Below are 25,613 nucleotides of genomic sequence, written 5' to 3'. Positions count from 1 at the left end.
TGTTTGAGCGGCGTCGGCTCCCTATCGTGGCGGCTCAACTCACCGATTGAGCGCAGTTAGCACCATGCCCCGTTCCCTTGTTTCAGTTTGGAAACGTGTCGCCACCAGCGGCACCACCGCTGACGGTCGCGAAATCCTTCCCCAGGAACTGCGCGACATCGCCGAGACCTACAAGTCGTCGCGGTACACCGCTGTTATTTGGTGCGAACACGAACGCTGGCATGGCTCCCACGGCACTGTGTTTTCGGTGCGCTTGCTGGAAGACGCTGAGGATCTGGAGCCAGGCCAAATCGCCCTTGAAGCCCAGTTAAAACCCAACGATCAACTGCTGCGCCTCAATGACTTGGGCCAGAAGCTGTTTACCAGCATCGAAATCACCCCGAACTTCGCCGGTAGTGGCAAAGCTTATTTGACCGGACTTGCCGTGACGGATGAGCCGGCCAGCCTGGGCACTCAAGAACTCTACTTTTCCCGCAAGACCAATAAGACCTCGTATTACGCCGCGTCTGTTGCGTTGGGGGAGTTGGTCGAGGAAGAGCCTAACGGCGAGTTCACCAAGTTGGCCGCCGTGTTCAAAGGGCTTTTAAAGCACTTCGGCGTTGAGTCAAAGCCCGACGAAACCCCAACCCCCACCGAGAGCAAAATCCCAATGGATGAAGCAACAGCCAAGGCTGCACAAGCCCTCATCGAGCAGCTATTGATTGTGGCTGCCGGTCTCCAAACACTGGTTCCAGCTGTCACAGAAGAGGTCGATCAGACCCTGATTGATGATGTGCAGGACTCCGTCGAGACGATTCTGGATGACGCGGACAAAGACCGTGAAATGTCCCGTCGCCGCAAAGGCCAAAGCGCGCTGGAAAAGCGTCTTGAAGAAATGGACAAGAAGTTCAGCAAGCTTTTGAACACGGCCCAAACACGCCCAGTTGCGCGCACCACTGGCGTAAACACCCGCAGCAACAAGCGGAGAGCGGTGTAAATGGCCCAGTCTCTTAGTGCTCACGGCCAGGATCAATTTGCGCTGCTGCAAGATGATTTGGGCGAAGCGTACAACGTCAATGATGTTTCCCGTCAGTTCGCCGTTGAACCCAGCGTGGCTCAGGAACTGAACGATCGAATCACCGAGAAAGCCGACTTTCTTGAGCGAATTAACGTCGTGCCAGTGACTGAAATCAAAGGTCAAAAGGTGATGATGGGGGTGAGTGGCCCGGTGTCGAGCCGCACCAACACCAAGACCACTGATCGCGAAGCTAAAGACTTTAGCGACCTGTCAGAGATCGGTTATGAGTTGTTCCACACCGAATCCGACGTGGCGTTGTCCTTTGCCAAAATCGATAGTTGGGCCAAATTCCCGGACTTTGCCGACCGCTACACGGCTGCTGTGCAACGTCAGATTGCCCTCGACCGGATCATGATCGGTTTCCACGGTACGCACGCGGCACCGCAAACCGACATTGCTGCGTTCCCCATGCTTCAGGACGTGAACAAAGGCTGGTTGCAAATTGCCCGTGAACAGATTCCGGCGCAGGTGCTGAAAGAAGGCCAGGCCGAAGGCAAAATCACCCTGGGTGTGGGTGGCGATTACGCGAACCTTGACGCCCTGGTGCATGACGTCAAACAGATGATTGATCCAGTGTTCCGCGATGCGGGCGACTTGATTGCAATCATTGGCAGCGATCTGTTGGCCAGCGACAAGGGCAAGCTCTACGCCAAGCAAGGCGACACTCCGACCGAAAAAGAGCGAATCGAAGGCGCCCAGGTGATTGCGACCTATGGCGGTTTGCCGTCTTTCGTAGTCCCGCACTTCCCGGCCACCGGCCTACTGGTCACCAGCTGGGACAACCTGTCGATTTACTTTCAAGACAGCAGCTGGCGTCGTCATGTTCTCGAAAATCCGAAGCGCTCCCGCGTCGAAGATTACAACGGACGTAATGAGGGCTATGTGATCGAGCAGCTGGAAAATTTCGCGGCAATCGAAGCTGGCAACCTGGAGCTGATCTGATGAGCCTCGCCTTGGCCCACAAGCGGCGTGTACTTGCGCAAGGCCCTGCGGTCGAGGCGAAAGCTGTGCCCTACAGCTCATCGACCGCGCTGGCCAGCCCGGCTAACGCGCAAAAGCATCTCAAGCTGATGGAAGCGGCACTGGCTGTTGATCTGGAGCGCGTCAGCGCGATCAACAGCCGCGAAGCTCGCCAACAGCTCAAACGTGACGAGCTGCTGCCCAAGTACCAGGACTACGTCACGCGCTACATCGACAGTGGTGTTAATCACGCCAATCCGGTGCTGATGCAGGTGGTGGTGTGGCTGTTCGACACCGCGCAGTTTGAAGAAGGTCTGGGGCTTGCTCGCTTCGCTATGAGTCAGGGTCAAGAAATGCCTGAGCGATTCAGGCGAGACATTCCGACCTTTGTGGCTGACGAGTTGATCGAGTGGGCCGAGGCCGAGCACAAAGCCGGTCGAAGCCCTGAACCATACCTGTCGGATCTGTTGCCGTGGGTCGATGGTGAGTGGCAGTTGTTTGAACGTATTCCCGCGCGCTACCACAAGTTGGTCGGGATTCTGGCCATCGACACCAAAGAGTGGGCCAAAGCCGCTCATCACTTTGAGCGTGCGGCGGAGCTGTACCCGGAAATCGGCGTAGGGACGCGCCTGTCTGGTGTGCGCAAGGCACTGGAAAAAGAACAGAAAGAAGCGGCCGTACCGGCCACCGAATAACCGACTACCCCCCCAGCGGGAAACTGTGGATGAGAGTTAGCCATTTATGGCCTGCCTCCCTGAAACAGTTCTCCCGCCCTATTTGAGCGCCCAGCAATGAGCTTTTCAGGCAAACCCACCACGTTGGTGGAACAGCAAATCGACAATGACGGCTTTTGGCCCGACTTGTCGGTGAGCGAGTTCCAGAAAGGCTATCGCCTGCCGGGTGAGTACCTGGGCGACATGCTGGTCGTTGATTTGACCACGGCTATGTTCGAGGTCAACGCGGACTTGGCCCGTTGTAAATCCCGGTGGCAGTCCGCAGGCGTGAGCTGTGTGAAATCTGCTGATACCAGGGTGCTGCCCGAACGTACTTTTCACGTAGCGACTTACAAGCGCGCCGTTTACTCCCGCGCCAAAGCCAGCCTGTTGACCCAGTTTGCCACCGTGACCCGCCGTGACAGCGCCGAAAACACCGGCAAAGAAGCCCCGGAACGCGCCGAAACCTTTTTGTCTTTCAGTCAGCAGGCTGTGCGCTCGCTGCAAGGCCGTGGGCGTATGACGGCGGCGTTGTTATGAACAAGCTTAAAGCGCTGACCACGTATTTGATCGAACGCAATCTGGTGATGCCCGAGCAGCTGGATAGCTGGGCCAATCAGGTCACGTTGGATTTGATCTGGAAGCCGGATGTGAAGGGGCTGCACTTCGCGGACATGCACTACAGCGCAACGATTGTGCTGGAGCGTTTTGCGGATGATCCGGGGCGGTTGATGGCCTTGCTCGGCAGTTGGCTGGAGAACCACGACCGCGACCGCGACGGGCTGCCGTCGATGACGTTTGCCATCGACATGCTGGACAACGATCTGGCTGACGTCGAAATCACCGTGGAGTTTGTCGAGCCGCAGTACCTGGCCGAAGACCCGGACGGCGAAATCGAGGCGTTCGGTCAGACCTGGTCATTTATCCCGTTTGATCTGTGGATCGCGGAAGAAGGCGAGGTGGGCAGTCATGGCCGCTAGTCCGCTCGACCTCGATATTCGCGGTTTGCTCAATGTGGACGCGCAGCTGGCATTGCTGGATCTGCCGCCGCAGTTGCGCCGCCGTCTGTTGAATAACGTGACCAAGCGCGTGCGCTCGATGAGCCGCAAGCGGGTGCGTGAGCAGAAGAACCTGGACGGTTCGCCGTTCGCTGAGCGCAAAGGTTCAGCCAAGGGCAAGAAGAAGATGGAAGCCGGGTTGGCCAAGCTGCTGCAAGTCACCCGCGTCAGTCCGAATGAGGCCGAACTGGGCTGGAAAAATGCCCTGACCCGTTGGGTCGCTTCGCAGCAGCACAACGGGGTCAGTGAGCGCCGTACCGCGGCGCAGATGCGCCGCTGGAACAAGGTGCCGCCCGGTATCGCCTGCACCGACAAGCAAGCCAAGCGCTTGCGCCGTCTGGGCTTTCGTACCCGTCAGAAGGGCAAAAAGACCTTAACCCGACCTTCGGTGGCATGGATTCAGGAACACGTGAATTACGCCAAGGCCGGTCTGTTGATCCGCATTTTGAATGATGAAAGAGCCGAGTCCTCGGGCGCGCAAAGCTGGGACATCACCCTGCCCAAACGTCAGTTCCTCGGCGTCAGCAGCGGCAATGAAACCCGCGACCTGGTTAACCAGGTGTTTGAACAAATCCTTAATTCACCCCGCTAACGAGGCACCACATGGCACTCGGCAAAGTCAGCGTTAACAACCTTAATTTGGGTCAGGGGGAAGTGACCGCGATCGAGCGTTATTTCCTCTTTATTGGCCCCTCGACCAAGAACGTAGGCAAGTTGTTGGCCCTCAATACCGACAGTGACCTGGACAACGAGCTGGGCATTCCGGCCAGCGACCTGAAAACCCAGATCACCGCTGCACGCTTGAACGGTGGCGACCGCTGGGCTTGTCTGGCAGCGCCTGTCAGTGCTGACGGTGAGTGGACGACGGCGCTGGAGAAGGCTCAGCAACAAGGCTTTTCAGTCGAGGCGGTGGTGATCACCACGCCGGTGATTGATGGCGTCGAGCTGTCGCAGATGAACGATGCAGCGGTGGCGTTGAACAACGTGTATGGCCGTCGCTCGTTTGTGATGGCGTCTACTGCCGGTATTAGCGCCTTGCAGCCGTGGTCGCAGTATTTGACCGAACAGAAGGCCATTACGGCGGACGTGGCCGCACCCCGTGTGTTGGTGGTGCCGCAGTTGCACGGTAACGATTTGGGCGTGTTGGCCGGTCGTTTGGCCAATGCGGCAGTGAGCATTGCAGACACGCCGATGCGGGTGGCCAGCGGCGCGGTACTGGGCCTTGGGCCGGTGCCGGTGGATGCCGAAGGTGTGCCGCTTCCGTCCGCGATCCGCGCCGAGCTGGACAAGGCGCGGTTCTCGGTCTCGCAGACGTACCCGGATTATCCCGGCGTGTACTGGGGCGAGGGCAATCTGCTGGACACCCCGGCGAGTGACTTTCAGGTGATCGAGCATTTGCGTCTGGCTGACAAGGCGGCACGTCAGGTGCGCCCGTTGTTGATCCGCCGCGTGGGCGATCGCCGCCTGAACAGCACGCCCAACAGCATGGCGGTGAACATCAACGCGCTGATGGCGCCGCTGCGTGCCATGGCCAAGTCCGTGACGTTTGCCGGTCAGGTGTTCCCGGGCGAAATCGAGACCCCGAAAGACGGCGACATCGTGCTGGTCTGGAAGAGCAAAACCGCCGTAGAGGCCTACATCAAGCTCAAACCCCACAACTGCCCGAAAGACATCACGGCCAATATCGCCCTGGATCTTTCCAACGACGCCACGGAGTAACCCTTTATGTCACGTATTGGCGGCAAGAATTTTGACGTGAACCTGGGCGACCTGCTGGTTCACGTGGAGAGCTGCACCCTCGATGTCACCGACAACAGCGCTGTGGCGCAGACCCGTGGCGTGCCCAATGGCCACGTGGATGGCGATGTGTCGGCCAGCGGTGAGTTTGAGCTGGACAGCTACAACTTCGGCCTGCTGATGGATGCGGCCCGTACCGCTGGCAGCTTTCGCCAGTTGGAACCCTTCGACACGGTGTTTTTCGCCAAGACCGGCGATGAGGAACTTCGCATTGAGGCCTTTGGCTGCAAGTTGAAGGTGTCCAGCCTGTTGAGCATCGACCCCAAAGGCGGCGAGAAATCCAAACACAAGGTGCCGTTTGACGTCACCAGCCCAGACTTTATCCGCATCAACGGCGTGCCGTATCTGGCTGCTGCTGAGACTGAGGGGCTGAGCTGATGGTCTGCCCGTTCGATCGCGCCCAGGCGCTGGAGCAACGTCAGCGCGATCAGGCGATTGCCGCCCAGTTGGCCACTGCGCGCCCGACCGGGCCAAGCCGCACTGAGTGTCTGGACTGTGGGGGGCAAATCCCCCCGGCTCGGCAAGCGCTGGGCGGGATGCTGCGTTGCGTGCCATGCCAGTCACTGTTTGAGAAAGAGGGCCGCCGATGAGCACAAATCAGGCCGCTCAGGACACCGCCATGGCCATTGTGAAGGCGTCACCGGCCATCGGTGTGGCGGCAACCGGCGCGACCGGCGCTGTCGACTGGTCGGCGGTGGCCTACATGCTGACCGCCCTTTATATGGTGCTGCAAATCGTATTGCTGGCCCCCAAGTACCGCCAGATGCTGCGTGACTGGAAGGATAAGTTATGACCCTGCGCCACAAGATTGCCACTGGCGCGATTGCCTTGACCAGCGCTGCGTTGATCGCCTTTCTGGGCGAGTGGGAAGGTGAAGGTCAGCACGTGGTGTATGCCGACAAGTTGGCCCGTGGCCTGCCCACGGTGTGCAAGGGGATTACCCGCCATACCAGCCCTTATCCGGTTGTGGTGGGTGATTACTGGTCAGCGGCCCGTTGCGCCGAAGTTGAGCAACTGGTGATCGAAAAGGGCCAGCTCGCCCTTGCTGACTGCCTGACCAACCAGCGGGTTGCCCAGAACACCTTCGATGCACTGAGCAGCCATGGCCATAACGTCGGTATGCCCAGCACCTGCGCCAGTCGTGCGGTGGGCCTGATCAACGCCGGACGCATGGCCGAAGGCTGTAAAGCCTTGGCCTGGGCGGCGGACGGCAAAACACCCGTGTGGGCTTATGTGACTGACACCCAGGGCCGCAAGGTGTTTGTCCCGGGCTTGCATGCGCGGCGGTTGGCGGAAGTGAAGCTGTGCGAGGCGAGCCTGTGAACGGGATCAGTTCGACCTTGCTCTGGCTGTTGGCGGGCGCGGCGATGTGTTTGCTATTTGACCGCCTGATGGATGAGCGCAACGACGCCCGACAGGCGTTGGCCACCGCTCAAACCGAAGTCACCGGCCTGCGTGAAGCGGCCCGGATCAGCGGCGAAATGCTGGCTGACCGTGAAGACATTGACCGCACCCGAACTGAGGCACTGAGCCATGCACTTTTTGAAAACAGCGAGTTGCAGCGTGATGTTGCTGCTGGCCGTCAGCGGCTGCGTGTCAACGCCGTGTGCCGTGCCACCGACCCCGAACAAGCCCGCACCGGCCGCGTGGCTGATGCAGGCACCGCCGAACTCGCAACAGACGCTCGACCGGATTATTTCACCCTCCGCGATCAGCTTGCCCTGAGTAAAGAAATGATCCTGGGGCTGCAAGACCACGTGCGCCGGATCTGCCTGCGCTAACCCCAATCACCCACTTTTAAAATTGAACGGAAATTACCTATGTCTGAATGTCGCGAAATCACCCTGGAAGTAGGCGAAGCCGAATTCACTTTCGACCTGACCCCGCAGGACGTGACCAAGTACTTCAACGCCTTGACCCAAACCAACAAGGTGGCCCCGGCCAACAACCTGCTGGTTAGCACGGTTAAACAGGAACAGCGCGCCACCCTGAAACCGCTGCTGGCCAACCCGGTGCTGGTCATGCAACTGGCCGGCACGTTGCTGGAGGAATACAGCCCGGACGTTGAGATCGCCGTAAAAAAGCCCTCGAGCACGCCGAACGACTAAGCGAAAACGGCTTGGGCCAGTTAGTGGCCTTGGCCAACCGCTGGCTACCCGGTGCCGAACCCACTGCCGAGGTGATGGGTACGGCCAAGTGGCTGGAGGATGAGCACTGGCGAAGGATGGAAATCGCCGTGGCCAATGGCATTGCCTACGCATTGAACGGATAAATTCACATGGCAGATCGCAGCGCCCGGCTGGCTTTTATCTTGAGCCTGACCGACAAGATCACCGCGCCCCTGGGCCGGGTCAAGACCAGCTTTTCGGACTTGGCCGAGCAGGGGCAGAACAACATCAAGACCATGGGCCTTGGGCTTGCGGGCATGGTGGGTGCGGGCGTTGCGATCAGTCAGTCACTGGAACCGGCGCTGGAAATGAACCGCGCCCTGGGCGAAGTCCGTTCGCTGGGCGTGGCCGAAGACGCGCTGGATGCGCTGAACCGCAAGTCGCTGGAATTCTCGGTGGCCTACGGTGAAAACGCCCGCGACTTTGTGGCCTCGGCGTACAGCATTGAAGGTGCGATCAAGGGCTTGAGCGGCAGCCAACTGGCCACGTTCACCAACACCAGCAACCTGTTGGCCAAGGCCACCAAGACCGACGCCGACACCATGGGCGCTTACGTCGGCACGATGTACAACCTGTTCAAAGATCAGGCCGACGCCATGGGTAAAAGCCAGTGGGTCGAGAAGATGGGCGGGCAAACCGCCTTGGCGGTGCAGTTGTTCCGCACCGACGGCGCCCAGCTCAAGGATGCGTTCAAGGAAGTGGGCGCGATCGCGACCACGGCGGGTGTCGACCTGGCCGAGCAGTTCGCGGTGATCGGCACGCTGAGCAGCACCATGGAAGGTGGCGACGCCGGGGGCATGTACAAGGCGCTGTTTGAAAACATCGGCGCTGGCTCCGAAAAATTGGGGATGAAGTTCACCGACCAGAACGGCAAGTTGCTGCCGATGCTCGACATCCTGGACAAGCTGCAAGGCAAGTTTGGCGATCTGACCACCGCTGCGGCTGGCACGGCGTTGACCGATGCGTTTGGTGGCGAGGGGGCACGTGTGATTGGCGCACTGGCCAAGGACACCGGGCGTCTGCGCAACGGCATGGAGCAGTTGGGCAACGTGCGCGGGCTGGAGAGCGCCGACAAGATGGCCCGGGCCATGGTCGATCCGTGGCAGCAATTCGGCGCCGCTGTGCAGGCGTTGCGCATTGCCTTCGGTCAGGCGTTGATGCCGATTCTTGAACCGCTGATGGCCAAGCTGACCGGCATTGCCCAGACCCTGACGCGGTGGTCGCAGTTGTTCCCCAACATCACCCGCGTGGTGAGTATCGCGGCGTTGACCATCCTCGGTATTACGGTGGCCATGTCGGCGTTGACGCTGGTGGTGGGGCTGGGGAAAACGGTCTGGCTGGGCATGATTACCGTCTGGAAAATACTCACCTGGACGGGTTTTCGCAGTATCGCCATGTTCCTGATGCATGTGGTCATGGTCACTACGTTTGTGTTGAGCATGGCGGCCATGGTCGCGTGGATGGGCCTTGTTCGTGGCGCCATGTTGCTGTGGCAAGGCGCGATCTGGCTGGTCAACGCAGCACTGCTGGCCAACCCTGTTGTGTGGGTGGTGGTCGGCGTGGTTGCGCTAACTGCGGCCGTGGCGGCGGCCGTTTACTACTGGGATGAATGGACAACCGCGTTAATGAACAGCGCGGCGTTCCAGTGGGTCAGTGACCAGCTCAAAGGCTTGAGCGACTGGTTCAGCTCCATGGGCGGCTGGACAGGCATGGCCAAGGCGGCATGGGACGGGATTACCACCATTTTCAAAAGTGCCATCAATGGCCTGATTGCGATGCTGAACAAGATCCCGGGCGTGCAGATCGATGCCGCCTTTGGCGACTTGCCAGCGCCGCCGAAAGTGCCGGACTTGGGCATCCCGAAGATTCAGGCACAGCCCGCGCCGCCGTTGGTGATGGCGCAGCCGCCGCAAGCCGCGCCCAGCATGTTGACGCAGATGCAGACCCCGTTGAACCGGGTGCAACAACCGGCGCCGCTGGTCATGGCGGCCAGTCAACCGTTGGTTCCGTCTTTGCTGGCAGCGCCTCAGGTTCAAACCCCAAAAGTCACGCAAATTGATGCGCTACAACCGCCGCACCAAGCCCCGGCACTGGTGATGGCAGCACCGCCGCAGGCCAAGTCTGAGCAAAGTCAGGAACGTCTCAACAGTTCACTGGGCAGCCTGTCGCCGTCGCGGCCCAACGCTGTGCCCAAGGGCGGGTTGTTGAGCAGCATCCAGAACAACAATCAGACCCAGAACAAGGGCACCCATGTGGAAAACCTGAACATCACCAACACCAAACCCATGAGCCCGCTGGAGCTTGAAAACATGATGAGCATGGCGGTGGGCGGATGAGTGACTACATCGACCTGCTGATTGTGGACAACGACCTGTCGCTGGATCCGTCGCGTCAGCCGTTGCTCATCGATGACCGCGCCAGTATCGCCCAGGACATTGCGCACATGATCCGCGAAAGCGGCTTGTTGGTGACGTTGGTGGCCGAACGCAGCCGTCTGCGTCAGCGCGACTGCATTCAACAACTGGAGCTGCTGGTGGAGGCGGATGTGCGCCTGGTACCGGGGACGGCGTTGATTGAACCCTATGACTCGGGCAAGTACCTGGTGACGGCTAAGACCCTTAAATTCGGCGCGATCGAGGTGTATGTGTGAGCGAGGTAGATTTTAAACAGGCGCTGACAGACGCCGGGATTCCGACCACCGAAGCCGGGTTGCGTAAAGCCTGGGAAACCGAAGTGGCGGCGCAAGGCAGCAAGCTGAGCAACACCAGCGCCTATTCGCCGTTCTGGCGGTTGATCACCGCACTGGTGACCAAGCCCGTGCTGTGGCTGATCAGTTTTATCAGCGACACCGTGTTGCCCAACTTCTTTGTCAAAACCGCCGGGGATACTTGGCTGGACATGCTGGCCTGGGCGGTAAACGTCGAACGCAAGGGCGCGACCAAGGCCACCGGCATGATGCTGTTTACGCGCATTGCCGCCGGTGGGACGCTGGAGCTGCCTGCGGGCATCGTGGTGCAGTCCGCCGCCATCAATGGCCATATCTATCAGATGGTCACGACCACACCCGCGACCTTTGCCGATGGGCTGTTGCAGCTCGAAATCCCGGTCGAAGCGCAGGAAGAGGGCAGCGGCTACAACTTGGCGCCGGGTTACTACGCGATCTTGCCGGTGCCCTTGGCGGGCATAGCTCAGGTGGTGAACACCGACGGCTGGCTGATTGCGCCCGGGGCGGATCCGGAACCCGACGACCAGCTGCGCTTGCGGGTGCGCAATCAGTTCTCGGCGGTCAACCAGTGGCACACCGATGCGGTTTATCGGGCGATGATTTCGGCCTTCCCGGGCGTGCGTCCGGACGGCGTGTATTTCCTGCACGGCGCACCCCGTGGCCCGGGCAGTGCCAATGCCTATGTGTTGTTTGAAGCCGACGTGCCAGCCGAGACCTATCTGGAGCAGATCAACGCCCATATCCGTGACCAGGGCAACCATGGCCACGGTGATGATCTGGTGGTGATGGTCATGCCGGAAACCCAGCACGCCATCCGCCTGACGCTGTGGCCACGCGCCCTGATCGGCAATGAAAAGCGTGACAGCCTGCGCGATGACGTGGCGTTGTTTGTGCGAGCGGCGTTCCGTGAAAGCACAGCCACGGACTTTCAGCCGACCCTGACGTACCCCCAGTCGCGGTTTTCGTTCAGCCGACTGGGGGAAGAGCTGCACCAACAGTTCCCGGGTATCGAGTCGCTGCACTTTGATAATGCCGACATCGTTTCCGAACTGAGCATCCCCCGCATCAACAGCCTGGTGGTGACGCTCGCATGATCAAACTCAAGTTGCCGTTCTGGCTGGACGGCCCGCAGCTGACCAAACTCAAGGCCGCAGGTCAGTCCTGGTGGGACAAGGTGGAGGGCTGGTTGCAGTGGCCCCTGCTGCAAATGGACGCCGAAACCTGCCACCTGACTGTGCTCGATCTGCTGGCCTGGCAGCGCGACATTAGCCGCTTCAAGGGCGAGCCAGAAAGTTTGTACCGGCTGCGGGTCAAGTTCGCTTTTATCAATGCCGTGGACGCGGGCAGTACGGCGGGCCTGAAACGCATCCTTCAACGCTTGGGCGTCGGTTACGTCGAGATCGACGAGCGTTTGCCCGATCGGGACTGGGACGTGGTGCTGCTGCGCCTCTCCGACTCGCAACTGTCGCAAAACCCGGAGCTGATGCGCGTGCTGATCCAACAGTACGGGCGCACGTGCCGCCGTTATGACTTTGTGACCATTACCCCTGTGTCGCTGCGCATCGTCGCGGTGGACTTTAACGACGACCAGCAAACGCTGGTTGCCAGCCTGTAGGAGCCTCCCGTGGGTGCCAGCATTACCCTTGCAGGCGAAAGCCTGATCGCGCAGAAAGTCGGCGCACAACAACCCCTGATCGTCAGCCGCTTTGTGCTGGCCAACGTGCCGGGCCTTAATCCGAACGGCCCGGTAAACCGTGGCGCGGCCAAACCGCCCGTGGGCCAGATCGTGGCCACCTACGACGTGACCCAGAAAGGCTTTGTGAACCCCAATCAGGTGGTTTACAGCCTGATGATGGGCAGCGACATCGGGGACTTCGACTGGAACTGGATAGGCCTCGAAACCGCCGAGAACGTGTTGCTGGCCGTGGCGTACGTACCGGTGCAGCAAAAGCGCCGCAACATTCCGCCGCTGCAAATCGGCAACAACGTGACCCGCAACTTTCTGGTGGTGTTCGACGGCGCCCAAGCGCTGACCGGCATCACCATTGACGCCAGTACCTGGCAGCACGATTTTACGGTGCGCCTGAACGGGATCGATGAGCGTGAGCGTTTGAGCAACCGCGATATTTTCGGGCGTGCGTGCTTCTTCGGTACGGGCCTGCAATTGGAAAAGGTCGGGGCGGGCTATCAACTCAAGCCGGGGCTGGCCTATGTAGAAGGTGTTCGTCTGCATTTACCTGCGGCCAAGCCGGTGGCGGTGCCCTCGGTACCGAACAAAGTCTGGCTGGATGTGGTGTTGCAACGCGAACTGAGTGATGTGGTGAGCACGTTTACGGTGGTGTTCGGCGCTGACAAGGCGGATTACAGCGACAGCAGCGGGGCGCGGCATTACCTGGTGCCGTTGGCGGATCTGGTGAGTTCAAGTGTCACTCAGGATCTGCGCGCTGTTGAGCCGATCAATACTGAGCTGGTGAAGCACTTTGCGGCACGCACGGGTGACTATTCAGGCTTGCGGGCACGGGCGACCACGAAAGGTGATGTCGGTCTAGACCAGATCCCCAATGCCATCAGTGACGACGACAACAGCAACAGCAGCTTGATTCTGGCGACTACCAAAGCTGTGAATGTGGTGCGCAATGTCTTTACCAAAGCCCTGTCAGCCCTGGGCGAACAGCTGCAAAAGAATATCAATGGCAAACCTGACCGCGACTTCATCACGGCAGTGGGGTTGGTCGCGGGTGACACGCGTTATCCGTATGTACGGGTCGAGGCAAGCGGCGAACTGTTGCATCTGGCCCGGGGCGATCATGGCCACAAGTATTCGGATCTGGGCGATAAACCGACCACCCTTGGCGGCTACGGCATCACCGATGCCTACACCAAAACAAAGACTGACGAGTTGCTGAATTTGCGGGTGTTTCGCGACAGCATTAGCTATGTCGGTCTTGCTTCGGGCGATGTGCGCTATCCGTATATGCGCGCCGATGGCAGCAATGAGCTGGTCGGTCTATCACGTTCTGATCATGGGCATAACTACGCTGACCTTGGGGGCAAGCCCACCACGCTGGGCGGCTTTGGCATCACTGACGCCTACACGATGGCGCGAACCAATGAATTGCTTAGTCAACGGCTCACTCGCGATCAGATTGTGGCGGCAGGGCTGGTCGGGGGCAATCCGGAACTTCCTTACTTCCGGGACGAGAAAAGTGACGGGCTCATTTATCTGTCCCGGAGAGATCATACCCACCCGGACATGCTAGCCAGCATTGCTTTGCGGCCTGTCGCTGACCAAATCTCGTACGTAGGCGTGATTAGCAACAATCAGAACATGCCGTATATGCGACATGCTGAGACGCAAAATCTTATTCGATTAATTGCTGAACCCATGCTGCCACGCAACACGGCGGTGGTCGGTCTTCCCGGATGGTGGAAATGCGCCGACACCGGGGAGATACGCCAGCGAGTGAGCATTTTGATTGGAGATTGGGGGCCGATACAGTCCGTCGCATTTTCTTTAATCATTGAAGCGGTGGGGAACTGATGAACAGCACCTATTTTCACGCTAAAACTTTGGGCTTTTATCTGGATGAGGTTCACGGGCCACGCACGATTTTGGTGGACGATCCCGCCTGGAAGCGCCCGACCAAGCTGGTTAAAAATCCGGAATGGCCCGATCGGCAAATGGTCGCGCCACAACTTGAAGTGCCCGATGAAAGCGCCTATGCGCCCCAGGTAGAAGCATCCAACCCGATGTGCTCTTTACCGCCTCGAAATGAGCTGGTGGAAATCACCGGCGCCTATCACCAAGAGTTGTTGCAGGCGCAGGCACTGGGCAAAGTCATTCAAGCCAATGCGAAAGGGTTTCCCGTCGCCAAAGCACCGCCACCCTTGACCAAAACTGAACTGGCGGTGCGTGAGCGGGCATGGCGTGACAGTGTTCTGCTGACCACGGACGCGCTGGTGGTTCGCCACCGTGATGAGCTGGAGGCAGAGCGTCCCGCCTCATTGTCCGCTGATCAGTACCGCGAGTTGCAGGGTTTCCGTCTGGCCCTGCGCGACTGGACAGAAGCCGCGAGCTTCCCGGATTCAAGCAAACGACCTGTCGAACCGGACTGGCTTGAAAACGGTCAGGTCAAGGCGGCAACAGCATGACGTGGGCACCCGTAACCCTACGCTGGCCCGAGCAAGCCACCCAATGGATGGGCCAATTGAGCACGGCCAAGGATCTGGCCAGCGGCGAGTTAGTCAGCACGGCGCTGCGCTTGAGCGGGCTGGACGGCATGACCAGTACCAACCCGGGGCCGGTGGGTGCGGCGGCCCAAGGCGCGATCGATGCGGGCCGATCGGCGCTGACCCAACAGATGGGTGAAGCCCCGGCCTGTCTGGTGGTGACGCCGTTTCAAAGCGGCGTGGGCCAAGGCACGGGCTACCAGCGCTTTCTGTCAGCACCGAACCTGGTGCAGCAACTGGCGAACAAACTGGCGGATGTCAGCGATGCCAGCCGCCCGGATGGGCCGCAGTACGCCTTGTGCTTGATGTTTCTGGCGACTCGTCTCGATCAGTTAGCCGAAAGCTTGTCCCGGTTCAATGCGTTGCTGCCGATGCCTGACCTGGTGCGCGCCGAACGCCGGGCGCGGCACCTGTCAAAACTGGAAACCGAAAAGTGGGAATTGCCCAGCGCCGGGACATTGCCGCGCTGGCAGGCGTTGCCGTTGGAGCGGTGCACGTTGCTCAAGGCCGCCAAACAATCCATGTCTGGCCAACTGGCGGTGTTGGAGAGCTACGCGGCTGACAGCTCGCCAATGAGCGATCTGGTGGCACTGGCCAAACGCAAAGTGGCGCAGCAGCAAGGGCGCGACCAGCAACTGAACGACCTTAAGGCCTTGCTCGCCAGCGGCCATGCCGACAGCAGCCTGCGCGCGCGGATGATCGGCCCGGGCACAGCCAGCGACTTGCGCCGGGATCTGTTGAAGGAAGAAGCCCCAGGGCATGAGTGGGTGCTGTGTGCCGGTGTGTTGCTGGTGGGGTCGGAACAGGGCTTGAGCTTTGTGCGCGAACTGGTGGGCCTATGACGCTGCTACTCGATGGCGAACAGGTGCGCGGCAAAAACCTGAAAATCACAGCGAATATGCGGATTGAAGCCGCTGACATGTCGGGCCAGACCAGCAACACCGAAACCGCGCACAAGGGCTTTAAGCCCAAGACCCTGACCGCTTCGATGATGATTCCCTACGTTGACCAGGTGCAACTTCGCGATCTGATGCGGATGGCCGAAGCCACTGAAGGTGGTGGCCAGCTCAAAACCTATCGGGTCGTGAATGACACCGCGAGCGCTTTCGGCATCCGTCAGGTGGAGTTTTCCGAAGGCGTCAGCGCCCGGGAAGACGACACCCTCAGTGCCTGGCGGATTCAGTTTACCCTGAGCGAAAAAGTCTCCAACCCGCAGAAAGTCGAAGGGCGGCGCCCGGCCAATGGGGTCAAGGCGCAATCCGGCCCGGGCGCTACGGTGGGAGGTGGCGGCGGTACCGGCGCCGATTCGGCCGAAGGCGAGCAACCACTGACAGGCTTTGAAGCCACGTTGAAAAAGGTCGATGGTTGGTTGGGCGGGGTGAGTGGCGCATGAAACTGCACAAGATACTCAGCATCAACGGCGAGCCGGTGGCCTTGGTCAAAGACGAGGTTCGGCTGGACTTGAAAAGCCCGGGCCGGGCCACGTTCACCATTCAAGCCGCTGCCCCCGTGAGGGGGCTTGTCACACTCGACATCGGCTACAACGAAAGCACGCTGCAACGCCACTTCATCGGCTACGTCGAGCGCTGCACCGCTGCTAACAGCGTCCAGCAAGTGCTGTTCTGCCGTGAGATGGCCGCGATCCTTGCCAAACCGCTGCCGCTGAACCTGCGTCACGTGGATCTGCGAGCCGTGCTGACCGAAATCAGCCAACACACCGGCCTGCGTTTTCGTGTGCCGGCACAAGCGTACGCCAGCGTAAAAGCCCCGTTTTTCTACAGCCTGGCGGCGGGTTATCAGGCGATGGACAGCATGGCCCGCGTGTTCAACATCCCCGACTTCATCTGGCAGCAGCAAGGCGACGGTGAAGTGTTTGTGGGCAGTTGGGCCGACAGCTTCTTTGGCGTGCGAGCGCCGCTACAACTGCCTGCCGAGCTGTTCGACGGCTACCAGGGCAATCAAAGCGCACTGATCGCGGCCCTTCCCGGGTTGCGACCAGGTGCAACAATCAATCAAGGCGAGCGCATCACCAGTGTGGCCCTCGTCGACAACCAAATGGCCATCCGATGGACGACGCAATCCGCCGTAGCGTAGAACGACAATTCCCCGAACTCTCAGGCGGTTACCACCTGCCGCGCTTTGCCCGGGTCGTGGCCGTGGCCGATGCCCCTAGCGGCGCCGGGATCTGCGACGACTTCCGCCCGCGCTACGCGGTCGACATCGAGGTCATGGGGCCAGATGGCGAGCCAGACACCCAACTGCCAATCTTGGCCGGAGTCCCGCTGCCATTGCCGACTGGCGGCGAAGAAATGGGCATCTACGCCTTCCCCGAAGAAGGGACTCAAGTCGTGGTGTGCTTCGCCTACGGCCTGCCGAACAAGCCTTACATCCAAACCATCCTCCCGCACGGCCTCAGCATGCCCAAAGTCCCGAAAGGGGATCAGGTGTGGCAGCACAGCGAAGCGTGCCAGCAACGGGTCGATGCCGACGGCAACTGGCTGCGCCAAACCGACGGCAAGATCCAGGACAAAGCGATCGAGCGCGAAGTGGAAGCCCTGGATAACACCGAGACCTTCCAAAACCACACCATGACGGTGGACGATCATTCAACCGAGTTAGTGGGTGGGATCAAGAAAATAGAAGCGCTGGGCGCGCTCAAGCTGCTGTCGGGCGGGGCTGCGAGCTTGGCGGCTGTGGATGATTTGCACCAAGCGACCGGGCGGGACTTGAACTTGGTCGTGGGGCAGAAGCACAACGCCATGGTGGGCGGGGATATGGAGGAGCGAATAGAGGGCATGAAGACGAGTATGGCTGCGATCAGCCAACGGTATGTGTCGCCCAAGACATGGTTGGGCTCCGAAGGTGTGAATGTTTTGCAGGTGCTGTGTGATTTACTTGAGTTGGTGCAGGAGATGAATGTGCAGCTGGCGGGGCATACGCATGGGCCGACGCCAGTACCCAGCAACGCCGCCGCTTTCATCAGTTGCGCGAAGTCAGTTTCAGAACTCGCAGAAACGCTTCAACCAATTACTCACTAATCATTAGTTTGTTTTTGGTGCGCGGCATGTCGAATAGATTATTTAAAATCATCCATGAATGTGTAGCAGTCGCTCGTAACAACTTGATTTAAATCTGAATCAAGTATCTCAACGAACAATGAGTTAGCAGAGCAGAGAGTTTGGACTTTTTCTCTCAAGATGCAATTGGCAAGGCTATCTTTTAATCCTAAATTTGATTGATGAGCCTCGTAGTGCGTAGTGCGGAGTTGTGCACTTTTCTTGGCGGGGATTGGAGATAAAATTATCTTGTTGATAAATGAGCTCATATTCTTGATTTTCAGCTCAACGCTTTTTTTATCATTTACCGTGCTCTGTTGATAAACATAGCTGAAGCTGATGTCGCTTCTATCCGGCCATAGCATGAGTCGAACTTCATTTTCATAGCTGAAATGCCGGGCTTTTGAAAAGAAAGGTTTGGTGCTCAGCTCGTGAGCCTCAAATTTTATTTTCTTATGGTCGATATAATCAACCTTTTGGATTGATAGGTTATAACGCTCATCTAGTTCTAAGTTGTCTAAGATAGCGCCTATTGTAGTTTCAATGCATACGGACATTCCATGAGTACTTTCACATTGTGGACAGCATTCGACATGATTGCATCCCACTCCGGTAATACCATAAAGAGACCACATTGCGTCGCATTCATGATCAAGATCAGTCCAGCAGTTTGCGTATAGCCAAGAGCTGACCAGTTGTAGGTAGGAGTCGCCATCCAGTTTTTTTTCGCTACCAAATATTCCTTCGAAGGTTTCATTGTTTATTTCATTGATTCTTTTTTCGGCCTGTGTCTTTTCAGGGGATGCAGGATCGCTGGCCCTATAATTAATTGTTAGGTCAAAAAGCTCAGCAGAAACACTGACGTCTGGATAGTTCTGGCTACTTATTCCCCCCTCTAGCTTGTCTGTAAAGCGATCGAATCGGGAAAAGTATAAGCTTCCTGAGTTGATTAGACTTTCAAATTTCCCAAGCGACATATAGCGTTTGACTACCAAGTCTCTATCAACGCCAACTGATATTTTTCCCATATGCACATCCATATTATAAGCATTAGATAGGATCCTACTGCCAGCCTTAGGAGCAATAGAGGCATCTATGACGGCGCAGCTCTAACCTTACACCTGATTGGTTCTCTAGGTAAAACTGCGCCCCTCAAATTTTCTTTTCCAAAAAAAACTGTTGAGAAAAGCACTTATCCCCCTCCCGCCGACGGGCTTTGCGTAGGTTTTTTGTGCAAACAGACGAGTACTGAAAACAAGGCGTTGAGCTAGACCCGCTGCAGGGCCTGTAAGGGTGGGAGAGTTTGCACAAAGTGAAAGGGTTTTCAGCAGCGTGCAAAGAGGTGTACCGAGACCGTCCACAAAGCGTCCACAGCAGCGGGAAGTGTATCCGGCACATATGAACAAAAAACGAATAAAAGCCTGATTTTATTGAAGACCATCAATGCTTAATGGCCTTTTATACGGGCTCATAATCCCTTGGTCGTAGGTTCGAGTCCTACTGGGCCCACCATACTCAAAGCCGCGCACTGCGCGGCTTTCGTGTTTCTGGAGTGGTCACTGTCTTTACAGTCCTACGCTCCACCCCTACCAAGCAGGCAAAGTGCCGGTTCGCCCCCCCCCCGCAATCCCCTCCCCTATGGCTACACCTCAACCGTCCTTCCATGCCCGGCGTGATGCGCAGGACAGGTCTCGACGTCCCTGTGCACACGGGAAAAAAATACAAAATAGGCTAGAGTTCAACGCTGCGCAGCGTTCGCACATGGGGTGGATAGCGGACGCTGCACATGGCCCGCAGGCCCTCAGGCTTAGATATCGGAAGCTACAGAAGCGGCCTTTGGGGTTACGGGCCTTGAGAAGTGATTTGCACAATGGCCTACCACACAATCACATATGACGTTTTCCGGCCTCGGACTATAAGTGCCTGGCATGGGTCAGGCATAAAGCGGGCGCGGAACCTAAAGGAGATGGAATGAAAAGCAAAGTTAAAAAGGGACATGTGTTTTTGATTATTTTTATTGCGTTTGCTGTGTTCAGTTTCTTGATGACTAACTGGGATCAATCGTTGTGAGTTCCTGAATTCCACGTAAGGGGAACTTGGCAGAGCTTGCCTGCATAGGCTCGCTCAGCTGCAAAGCGCAATCACCGACAGCCCTGTACCATGAACATCCACATCGCTCATGCCACAGGAATCCCCCTTGTCCGATACTCGCCCACCCGCGCTGGATGAAATCGACCGTCAATTGATTGCCGCCTTGCAGCTCAATGCCCGTGAAAGCGTGGCGATGCTGGCTCGTCAGCTGGGCATCGCGCGCACAACGGTGACCTCGCGCTTGGCACGACTGGAGAAGACCAAGGTGATCACCGGATACGGCGTGCGTTTGGGCCAACGCCTGATCGATGGCGGTTTGCAAGCCTATGTAGGGATCACGGTGCAGCCCCGCTCCGGCAAAGATGTGGTGCGACGCTTGAGCGCAATGGCTCAGGTGCAACAGCTATGTGCGGTGAGCGGCGAGTTCGACTATGTGGCATGGCTGCGCAGCGACTCCCCCGAGCAACTGGATCAATTGCTCGATCAGATCGGCAGCGTAGAGGGCGTCGAAAAAACCACGACGTCGATCATCCTCAGCAGCAAAGTGGATCGTAAATAACGCATTACGACTACCAACCTCGTCATATTGACTAAAATAAAGCCATTCCGACGACAGTTTGCGTCTTATTAACGAGTTCTACGCTCCCTATCATGGTGCCTGTCTTTTCCTATACTCAGCGTTAAGCGCGGGTCGCCAGCAAGGTCAGCCATGAATAAGAAGAATCGTCACCCTCTGGACGGCAAAAAGCCCGTCACCATTTTCGGTCCGGACTTCCCCTTCGCGTTTGATGACTGGATCGAACATCCGGCGGGCTTGGGCAGTATTCCCGTTGAGAAGCTGGGTGCTGAGGTGGCCATTGTCGGTGCGGGCATGGCCGGCATGGTGGCGGCGTACGAATTGATGAAACTGGGCCTCAAGCCCGTGGTGTATGAAGCCTCGAAAATGGGCGGGCGTCTGCGCTCACAAGCCTTTGAAGGGAGCGAAGGGGTAATCGCTGAACTGGGCGGCATGCGCTTCCCGGTGTCCTCAACGGCGTTTTACCACTACGTCGATAAGCTGGGGCTGGAAACCAAACCTTTTCCCAACCCGCTCACCCCCGCGTCAGGCAGCACCGTGATTGACCTTGAAGGCCAAACCTTCTACGCCCAAAAACTCTCGGACTTGCCTGCATTGTTCCAGGAAGTTGCAGACGCTTGGGCCGATGCACTGGAAGCAGGGTCACGCTTTGGCGATATTCAACAAGCTATCCGTGACCGTGACGTGCCTCGCCTGAAAGAATTGTGGAACACCCTGGTGCCGCTGTGGGATGACCGCACGTTTTACGACTTCGTTGCTACGTCAAAAGCCTTCGCCAAGTTGTCGTTCCAGCACCGCGAGGTGTTCGGTCAGGTAGGGTTTGGCACAGGCGGCTGGGACTCTGATTTCCCAAATTCCATGCTCGAAATTTTCCGCGTGGTCATGACCAACTGCGACGACCATCAACACCTGGTAGTCGGCGGCGTAGAACAGGTGCCACTGGGCATCTGGCGTCACGCGCCTGAACGCTGCGCCCACTGGCCCGAAGGCACCAGCCTTAGCTCGTTGCACCATGGAGCACCGCGTACCGGGGTCAAAAGCATCAGCCGCAGTGCAGACGGTCAGTTTTCGATCACCGACAATCTGGGTGTCACCCGCCCTTACGAAGCGGTTCTGGTCACCTGCCAAAGCTGGCTGCTGACCACACAAATTGAGTGCGAGGAGTCGCTGTTCTCACAAAAAGTGTGGATGGCGCTGGACCGTACGCGCTACATGCAATCGTCGAAAACTTTCGTCATGGTCGACCGTCCTTTCTGGAAAGACAAAGACCCTGAGACTGGCCGCGACCTGATGAGCATGACGCTCACAGACCGCCTGACCCGCGGCACTTACCTGTTTGATCACGGCGATGACAAACCGGGGGTTATTTGCCTGTCGTACTCGTGGATGAGCGACGCTCTGAAAATGCTGCCGCATCCTGTCGAAAAACGCGTCAAGCTGGCGCTCGATTCCTTGAAGAAGATCTACCCTAAGGTGGATATTGCCAGCCGCATCATTGGCGACCCGATCACCGTGTCATGGGAAGCTGACCCGCACTTTCTCGGCGCTTTTAAAGGCGCGCTGCCGGGCCACTATCGTTACAACCAGCGTATGTACGCACACTTTATGCAGCAGGATTTTCCACCCGAACAACGTGGTATTTTTATTGCCGGTGATGATGTGTCCTGGACACCTGCGTGGGTCGAAGGCGCCGTGCAGACCTCATTGAACGCGGTATGGGGCATCATGACCCACTTTGGCGGCAGCACTCACGCCGCAAACCCCGGCCCTGGCGATGTGTTCAATGACATAGGCCCCATCGCCCTGCCGGATTGATCGCCCCACAGCAGGAGCACTTTATGCGCGTCGCGCTTTATCAATGCCCGCCTTTGCCACTGGATGTGGCGGGCAATCTGCAACGACTGCACACCATCGTCTTGCAGGCCAAAGACAACGTAGACTTGCTGGTCCTGCCCGAAATGTTTCTAACGGGCTACAACATCGGCGCCAAAGCCGTCGCCGAACTCGCGCAAGCGCAGGACGGCGACGCCGCACAGCAGATTGCCGAATTGGCGAAAGCCAATAACATGGCCATCGTTTACGGTTACCCCGAACGCGCCGAGGACGGGCACATTTACAACAGCGTGCAGCTGATTGATGCCCAGGGCCAAAGCCTGTGCAACTATCGCAAAACGCATCTTTTCGGTGAGTTGGATCGCTTGATGTTCAGCCAGGGGCCCGATGCCTTTCCGGTCTTCGATCTGGAAGGCTGGAAGCTTGGCTTGCTGATTTGTTATGACCTTGAGTTCCCGGAAAACGCCCGCCGTCTGGCCCTGGCGGGTGCTGAGCTGATTGTGGTGCCCACGGCCAACATGGCGCCTTACGAGTTCATTGCAGATGTCACTGTGCGCAGCCGCGCCTTCGAGAATCAGTGTTATGTGGCCTATGCCAACTATTGTGGGCGCGAGGGCGACATTCAGTACTGCGGCCATAGCAGTATCGCAGCGCCTAATGGCGTACAGATCGCACTGGCCAACGACGAAGAAATGTTGATTGTGGCCACGCTGGACAGTCAGCAATTGCTCGATGCCAAAGACGGTAATTTTTACCTGGCCGACCGTCGCCCTGAACTTTACAACGAGCTGACCAAGCGCTGATCCGCTAGCATAGGTACTTCTCTGTTGCGGAAGTGCCCATGCCTGCGCTGAACCACCCTCACACCCAACGTTTGACCCTGAATAACGGTCTCACCCTTTCTGTGCGCCAAGAACCGCGCCTCAATCGCTGCGCAGCCGTTTTGCGCGTAGCAGCAGGCAGCCACGATGTGCCCGCGGCTTGGCCTGGGCTGGCGCACTTTCTGGAACATCTGCTGTTTCTCGGTACAGAGCGCTTTGCCGCCCAAGACAATCTGATGGCCTACGTGCAGCGTCACGGCGGCCAAATCAATGCAAGAACCAGCGAGCGCCATACCGACTTCTTTTTCGAACTCCCGCCCAGCGCTTTTGCGGGTGGCCTCGAACGCTTGTGCGACATGCTCGCCCACCCGAGCATGAACAAAGAAACGCAACTGCGCGAACGCGAAGTGCTGCACGCCGAGTTTATCGCCTGGACCCGTGAGCCATCGGCCCAGCGCCAACTGGCGCGGCTGCAAGCGCTGAACCCGGCGCACCCGCTCAGGGCTTTTCATGCCGGTAATCGTTACAGCCTGCCGATCCCCCGCCCAAGCTTTCAGCAGGCCTTGCAGGATTTTTATCAGCAGTTCTACCAAACCGGGCAAATGACCCTTAGCTTGGTTGGCCCGCAATCAGTGACGGAGCTTGAAGCACTAGGCGAGCATTACAGCGCCGTCTTGCACACCGGCAAAGCTGTACCGCAGATCGCCCCGCCCGCCCTGATGAGCACAGGTGAACACGCCTATCACCACATTGACGGGCAGCACCTGAGCCTGATGTTTGCCTTCGACCCGTTGCCGCCCGAATCGGCTCAGGCATTGGCGTTTCTCTGCCACTGGATCAACGCCGACAAACCGGGCGGACTCGTCGCAGCGTTACGCCAGCAACACCTGATCGACACCCTCAAAGCCAGTCCTGTTTATCAGTTCGAAAGTCAGGCACTGCTGCAAATCGAGTTCACTGCTGCCAGCGACATTGCTGAACACGCTTCCAGCATTCGGGACACGTTTTGCGACTGGCTGTCGTTCTTCAGTGCTCAAGCCGAATGGCCGACCCTGCGCGACGAATACCATCGGCTGCAACAGCGTCAGCAAGCCGTGAGTGGTGCATTGGAACTGGCCCGCCGCGACGTAGAGCAACACACTCTCCAGTTGTCGGATCAAGGCGTCACCGCACTCAAAAGCGCACTGCAACAGATGCAACCCACAGCGCGTCATGGGTCAGCACACGACTGGCAATTGCCAGCGCCGAACCCGTTTCTCAAGGTGCCGGATGAACCCGTCAGCGCAGGCTTGATTCGTGGGCAGACCAGCGCGCATCGAGGCCTGCGTACCTTTGCTCAAGATCGGTTGCGAGATCGACGCGCCCCGTCTGCCATGAGCTTTAGCTCAGCCATTGCTGCGCACAACACAGAGGCGTCGATTTATCTGCGCTGGAGCCTGCCGGGGCAATTGGACGATGTGCTGCTGGTACGTCTGCAAAGCAGTTTGCGCTCACTGCAACAGGATGCGCGCCAGGCGGGAGTTGAGTTGGTGCTGAGCGCATCAGGGACACACCTGCTGCTCAAAATGCAGGGCTTTCACACGCCTATGCCCACCATTCTGGAGCACGCTCTACGCTCACTCGTCGCGCCGGGTACATACGACGCTGCACCAACGCCGACCCTGATGCCCATTCGCAACCTGCTTAAGCGTCTGCCCGAGATTCATCAACAGGGTACAGCGCCCAAGGTCAGCGATCTTGAGCAGTGCTGGGCAACCGCGCAATGGGAAGGGTTAGCCGTCGCCTTGCCCGCATCGACCCAAGCTGTAATGACAAGTGTCTTGAGCAAAGTTCCTGGCACGCCAAAGGCGCAGCATTCAGAGCCGCCAGCATGGCGGCACACTTGGCACATCGAACCCGGCGACTCCAGCGAACAGGCCCTGTTGGTGTATTGCCCGGCCCCCATCGGTCATCTGGCTGACGAAGCCGCGTGGCGGTTGCTCGCGCACCTGGCCCAAACACCGTTCTATCAGCAACTGCGAGTTGAGTTGCAACTGGGCTATGCCGTATTCAGCGGTCTGCGGCAAATTAACGGCCAAACCGGCCTGCTGTTCGGCGTGCAATCACCTCACGCCTCGGTGGCTGAAATCCATGCGCACATCGAAGCATTTATCACCGCACTGCCGGCATTGATCACCGCGCTGGATGAAACTTCTTTCACGCAGGCGCGCACCTCCTTGGCACAACAATTTTCGAGCGCGTCACTGGGGGCGCTCCAGGCCGCAGAGCTACTGTGGCACGCCAAGCTGGCCGGCCATCCGTCGGATTACCTGACAGCCCTCTACAACGCGCTTATGACGCTGGATCAGGCCACTACACTGTCTGCAGCACAGCGCATTGCCCAAGCCGAAAATGGCTGGCTGTGTTTAGCAACACAAGCAGCGCCTGAAGCGTTTTATCAAGGAAAAAGCTGATCGTTACCAACCCTGCAATGAGCTTTCTTCCACATCAGGCGTTCAAAAAGCGTCAAATTTAGTAACATAGCCAC

29 protein-coding genes are annotated in these 25,613 nt (G+C 58.3%); 28 read left to right on the top strand and 1 reads right to left on the bottom strand.

The features are described 5' to 3' along the window. The first annotated feature begins 64 nt into the window (after positions 1–64). The 24 genes from FJD38_RS15030 (at position 65) to FJD38_RS14920 (ending at position 17,746) form a co-directional block, all read left to right on the top strand. Positions 65–976, top strand: coding sequence for a GPO family capsid scaffolding protein (locus tag FJD38_RS15030; RefSeq protein WP_146386026.1), 912 nt, complete (start codon positions 65–67; stop codon positions 974–976). Next, complete coding sequence (locus FJD38_RS15025; RefSeq protein WP_146386024.1) at positions 977–1,999, top strand: phage major capsid protein, P2 family; 1,023 nt, start codon at positions 977–979, stop codon at positions 1,997–1,999. Next, positions 1,999–2,712: a phage terminase small subunit gene (gpM, locus tag FJD38_RS15020; RefSeq protein ID WP_146386022.1), complete on the top strand. Its 714-nt coding sequence runs from the start codon at positions 1,999–2,001 to the stop codon at positions 2,710–2,712. Before FJD38_RS15025 ends, gpM begins: the two co-directional genes overlap by 1 nt. A 96-nt stretch (positions 2,713–2,808) precedes the next feature. After that, on the top strand, positions 2,809–3,270 hold the full coding sequence (locus FJD38_RS15015; protein ID WP_146386020.1) for a head completion/stabilization protein: 462 nt from the start codon (positions 2,809–2,811) through the stop codon (positions 3,268–3,270). Then, positions 3,267–3,710, top strand: coding sequence for a phage tail protein (locus FJD38_RS15010; RefSeq protein ID WP_146386018.1), 444 nt, complete (start codon positions 3,267–3,269; stop codon positions 3,708–3,710). Before FJD38_RS15015 ends, FJD38_RS15010 begins: the two co-directional genes overlap by 4 nt. Continuing rightward, on the top strand, positions 3,700–4,380 hold the full coding sequence (locus FJD38_RS15005; RefSeq protein ID WP_146386016.1) for a phage virion morphogenesis protein: 681 nt from the start codon (positions 3,700–3,702) through the stop codon (positions 4,378–4,380). The genes FJD38_RS15010 and FJD38_RS15005 overlap by 11 nt, the downstream gene beginning before the upstream one ends. Positions 4,381–4,391: 11 nt before the next feature. Then, complete coding sequence (locus tag FJD38_RS15000) at positions 4,392–5,507, top strand: DUF2586 domain-containing protein (protein WP_146386014.1); 1,116 nt, start codon at positions 4,392–4,394, stop codon at positions 5,505–5,507. A gap of 6 nt (positions 5,508–5,513) precedes the next feature. Continuing rightward, positions 5,514–5,963: a phage protein gene (locus FJD38_RS14995; protein WP_146386012.1), complete on the top strand. Its 450-nt coding sequence runs from the start codon at positions 5,514–5,516 to the stop codon at positions 5,961–5,963. Then, positions 5,963–6,175 (top strand): TraR/DksA family transcriptional regulator, encoded by a 213-nt coding sequence (locus tag FJD38_RS14990; RefSeq protein WP_146386010.1) that lies wholly within the window; start codon positions 5,963–5,965, stop codon positions 6,173–6,175. Before FJD38_RS14995 ends, FJD38_RS14990 begins: the two co-directional genes overlap by 1 nt. Then, complete coding sequence (locus tag FJD38_RS14985; RefSeq protein ID WP_146386008.1) at positions 6,172–6,378, top strand: hypothetical protein; 207 nt, start codon at positions 6,172–6,174, stop codon at positions 6,376–6,378. Before FJD38_RS14990 ends, FJD38_RS14985 begins: the two co-directional genes overlap by 4 nt. Then, positions 6,375–6,908, top strand: a complete 534-nt coding sequence (locus FJD38_RS14980; RefSeq protein WP_146386006.1) for a lysozyme — start codon at positions 6,375–6,377, stop codon at positions 6,906–6,908. Before FJD38_RS14985 ends, FJD38_RS14980 begins: the two co-directional genes overlap by 4 nt. Next, positions 6,905–7,366, top strand: a complete 462-nt coding sequence (locus FJD38_RS14975; protein ID WP_341874136.1) for a lysis system i-spanin subunit Rz — start codon at positions 6,905–6,907, stop codon at positions 7,364–7,366. Before FJD38_RS14980 ends, FJD38_RS14975 begins: the two co-directional genes overlap by 4 nt. 39 nt (positions 7,367–7,405) lie before the next feature. Beyond that, positions 7,406–7,693: a putative phage tail assembly chaperone gene (locus tag FJD38_RS14970; protein ID WP_146386004.1), complete on the top strand. Its 288-nt coding sequence runs from the start codon at positions 7,406–7,408 to the stop codon at positions 7,691–7,693. 23 nt (positions 7,694–7,716) lie between these two features. Then, entirely contained in the window at positions 7,717–7,857 is a 141-nt protein-coding gene (locus FJD38_RS24460; protein WP_194286302.1) for a DUF6890 family protein, read from the top strand. Between the two features lie 6 nt (positions 7,858–7,863). Further along, positions 7,864–10,089: a phage tail tape measure protein gene (locus FJD38_RS14965; RefSeq protein ID WP_146386002.1), complete on the top strand. Its 2,226-nt coding sequence runs from the start codon at positions 7,864–7,866 to the stop codon at positions 10,087–10,089. Then, positions 10,086–10,403, top strand: coding sequence for a DUF2590 family protein (locus FJD38_RS14960; protein ID WP_146386000.1), 318 nt, complete (start codon positions 10,086–10,088; stop codon positions 10,401–10,403). Before FJD38_RS14965 ends, FJD38_RS14960 begins: the two co-directional genes overlap by 4 nt. Next, a complete protein-coding gene (locus FJD38_RS14955) occupies positions 10,400–11,572 on the top strand; it encodes a baseplate J/gp47 family protein (protein WP_146385998.1) in 1,173 nt (390 codons plus the stop codon). The genes FJD38_RS14960 and FJD38_RS14955 overlap by 4 nt, the downstream gene beginning before the upstream one ends. After that, entirely contained in the window at positions 11,569–12,093 is a 525-nt protein-coding gene (locus FJD38_RS14950; protein ID WP_146385996.1) for a phage tail protein, read from the top strand. The genes FJD38_RS14955 and FJD38_RS14950 overlap by 4 nt, the downstream gene beginning before the upstream one ends. A 9-nt stretch (positions 12,094–12,102) precedes the next feature. After that, entirely contained in the window at positions 12,103–14,019 is a 1,917-nt protein-coding gene (locus FJD38_RS24780) for a phage tail protein (RefSeq protein ID WP_146385994.1), read from the top strand. Further along, positions 14,019–14,630, top strand: coding sequence for a tail fiber assembly protein (locus tag FJD38_RS14940; RefSeq protein WP_146385992.1), 612 nt, complete (start codon positions 14,019–14,021; stop codon positions 14,628–14,630). The genes FJD38_RS24780 and FJD38_RS14940 overlap by 1 nt, the downstream gene beginning before the upstream one ends. Next, positions 14,627–15,550, top strand: a complete 924-nt coding sequence (locus tag FJD38_RS14935; RefSeq protein WP_146385990.1) for a hypothetical protein — start codon at positions 14,627–14,629, stop codon at positions 15,548–15,550. The genes FJD38_RS14940 and FJD38_RS14935 overlap by 4 nt, the downstream gene beginning before the upstream one ends. Further along, positions 15,547–16,101 carry a baseplate complex protein gene (locus FJD38_RS14930; RefSeq protein WP_146385988.1) on the top strand — a complete coding sequence of 185 codons (555 nt, stop codon included), beginning with the start codon at positions 15,547–15,549 and terminating at the stop codon, positions 16,099–16,101. The genes FJD38_RS14935 and FJD38_RS14930 overlap by 4 nt, the downstream gene beginning before the upstream one ends. Beyond that, the gene (locus FJD38_RS14925) at positions 16,098–16,802 is read left to right on the top strand and encodes a hypothetical protein (protein ID WP_146385986.1); all 705 of its coding nucleotides are present in this window, start codon (positions 16,098–16,100) and stop codon (positions 16,800–16,802) included. Before FJD38_RS14930 ends, FJD38_RS14925 begins: the two co-directional genes overlap by 4 nt. Continuing rightward, positions 16,775–17,746: a hypothetical protein gene (locus FJD38_RS14920; RefSeq protein WP_146385984.1), complete on the top strand. Its 972-nt coding sequence runs from the start codon at positions 16,775–16,777 to the stop codon at positions 17,744–17,746. The genes FJD38_RS14925 and FJD38_RS14920 overlap by 28 nt, the downstream gene beginning before the upstream one ends. A 38-nt stretch (positions 17,747–17,784) precedes the next feature. On the opposite strand, the gene FJD38_RS14915 is transcribed toward FJD38_RS14920, so the two are convergent. Beyond that, positions 17,785–18,792, bottom strand: coding sequence for a hypothetical protein (locus tag FJD38_RS14915; RefSeq protein WP_146385982.1), 1,008 nt, complete (start codon positions 18,790–18,792; stop codon positions 17,785–17,787). Between the two features lie 1,169 nt (positions 18,793–19,961). Between FJD38_RS14915 and FJD38_RS14910 the strand changes: the two genes are divergently transcribed. The 4 genes from FJD38_RS14910 to pqqF all read left to right on the top strand — a co-directional run bounded on the left by FJD38_RS14910 (position 19,962) and on the right by pqqF (position 25,539). Continuing rightward, the gene (locus FJD38_RS14910) at positions 19,962–20,414 is read left to right on the top strand and encodes an Lrp/AsnC family transcriptional regulator (protein ID WP_122784154.1); all 453 of its coding nucleotides are present in this window, start codon (positions 19,962–19,964) and stop codon (positions 20,412–20,414) included. 150 nt (positions 20,415–20,564) lie between these two features. Further along, a complete protein-coding gene (locus FJD38_RS14905; RefSeq protein WP_146385980.1) occupies positions 20,565–22,247 on the top strand; it encodes a flavin monoamine oxidase family protein in 1,683 nt (560 codons plus the stop codon). A 23-nt stretch (positions 22,248–22,270) separates the two neighbouring features. After that, on the top strand, positions 22,271–23,068 hold the full coding sequence (locus FJD38_RS14895) for a carbon-nitrogen hydrolase family protein (protein WP_122784152.1): 798 nt from the start codon (positions 22,271–22,273) through the stop codon (positions 23,066–23,068). Between the two features lie 38 nt (positions 23,069–23,106). Further along, on the top strand, positions 23,107–25,539 hold the full coding sequence (gene pqqF, locus FJD38_RS14890; RefSeq protein WP_146385978.1) for a pyrroloquinoline quinone biosynthesis protein PqqF: 2,433 nt from the start codon (positions 23,107–23,109) through the stop codon (positions 25,537–25,539). Positions 25,540–25,613: the final 74 nt, after the last annotated feature.

Source organism: Pseudomonas saxonica (assembly GCF_007858365.1).
GTDB classification, from domain to species: domain Bacteria; phylum Pseudomonadota; class Gammaproteobacteria; order Pseudomonadales; family Pseudomonadaceae; genus Aquipseudomonas; species Aquipseudomonas saxonica.
The sequence above is the reverse complement of the archived record's forward strand: the minus strand, read 5'-3'. Positions and strand labels throughout refer to the sequence as shown.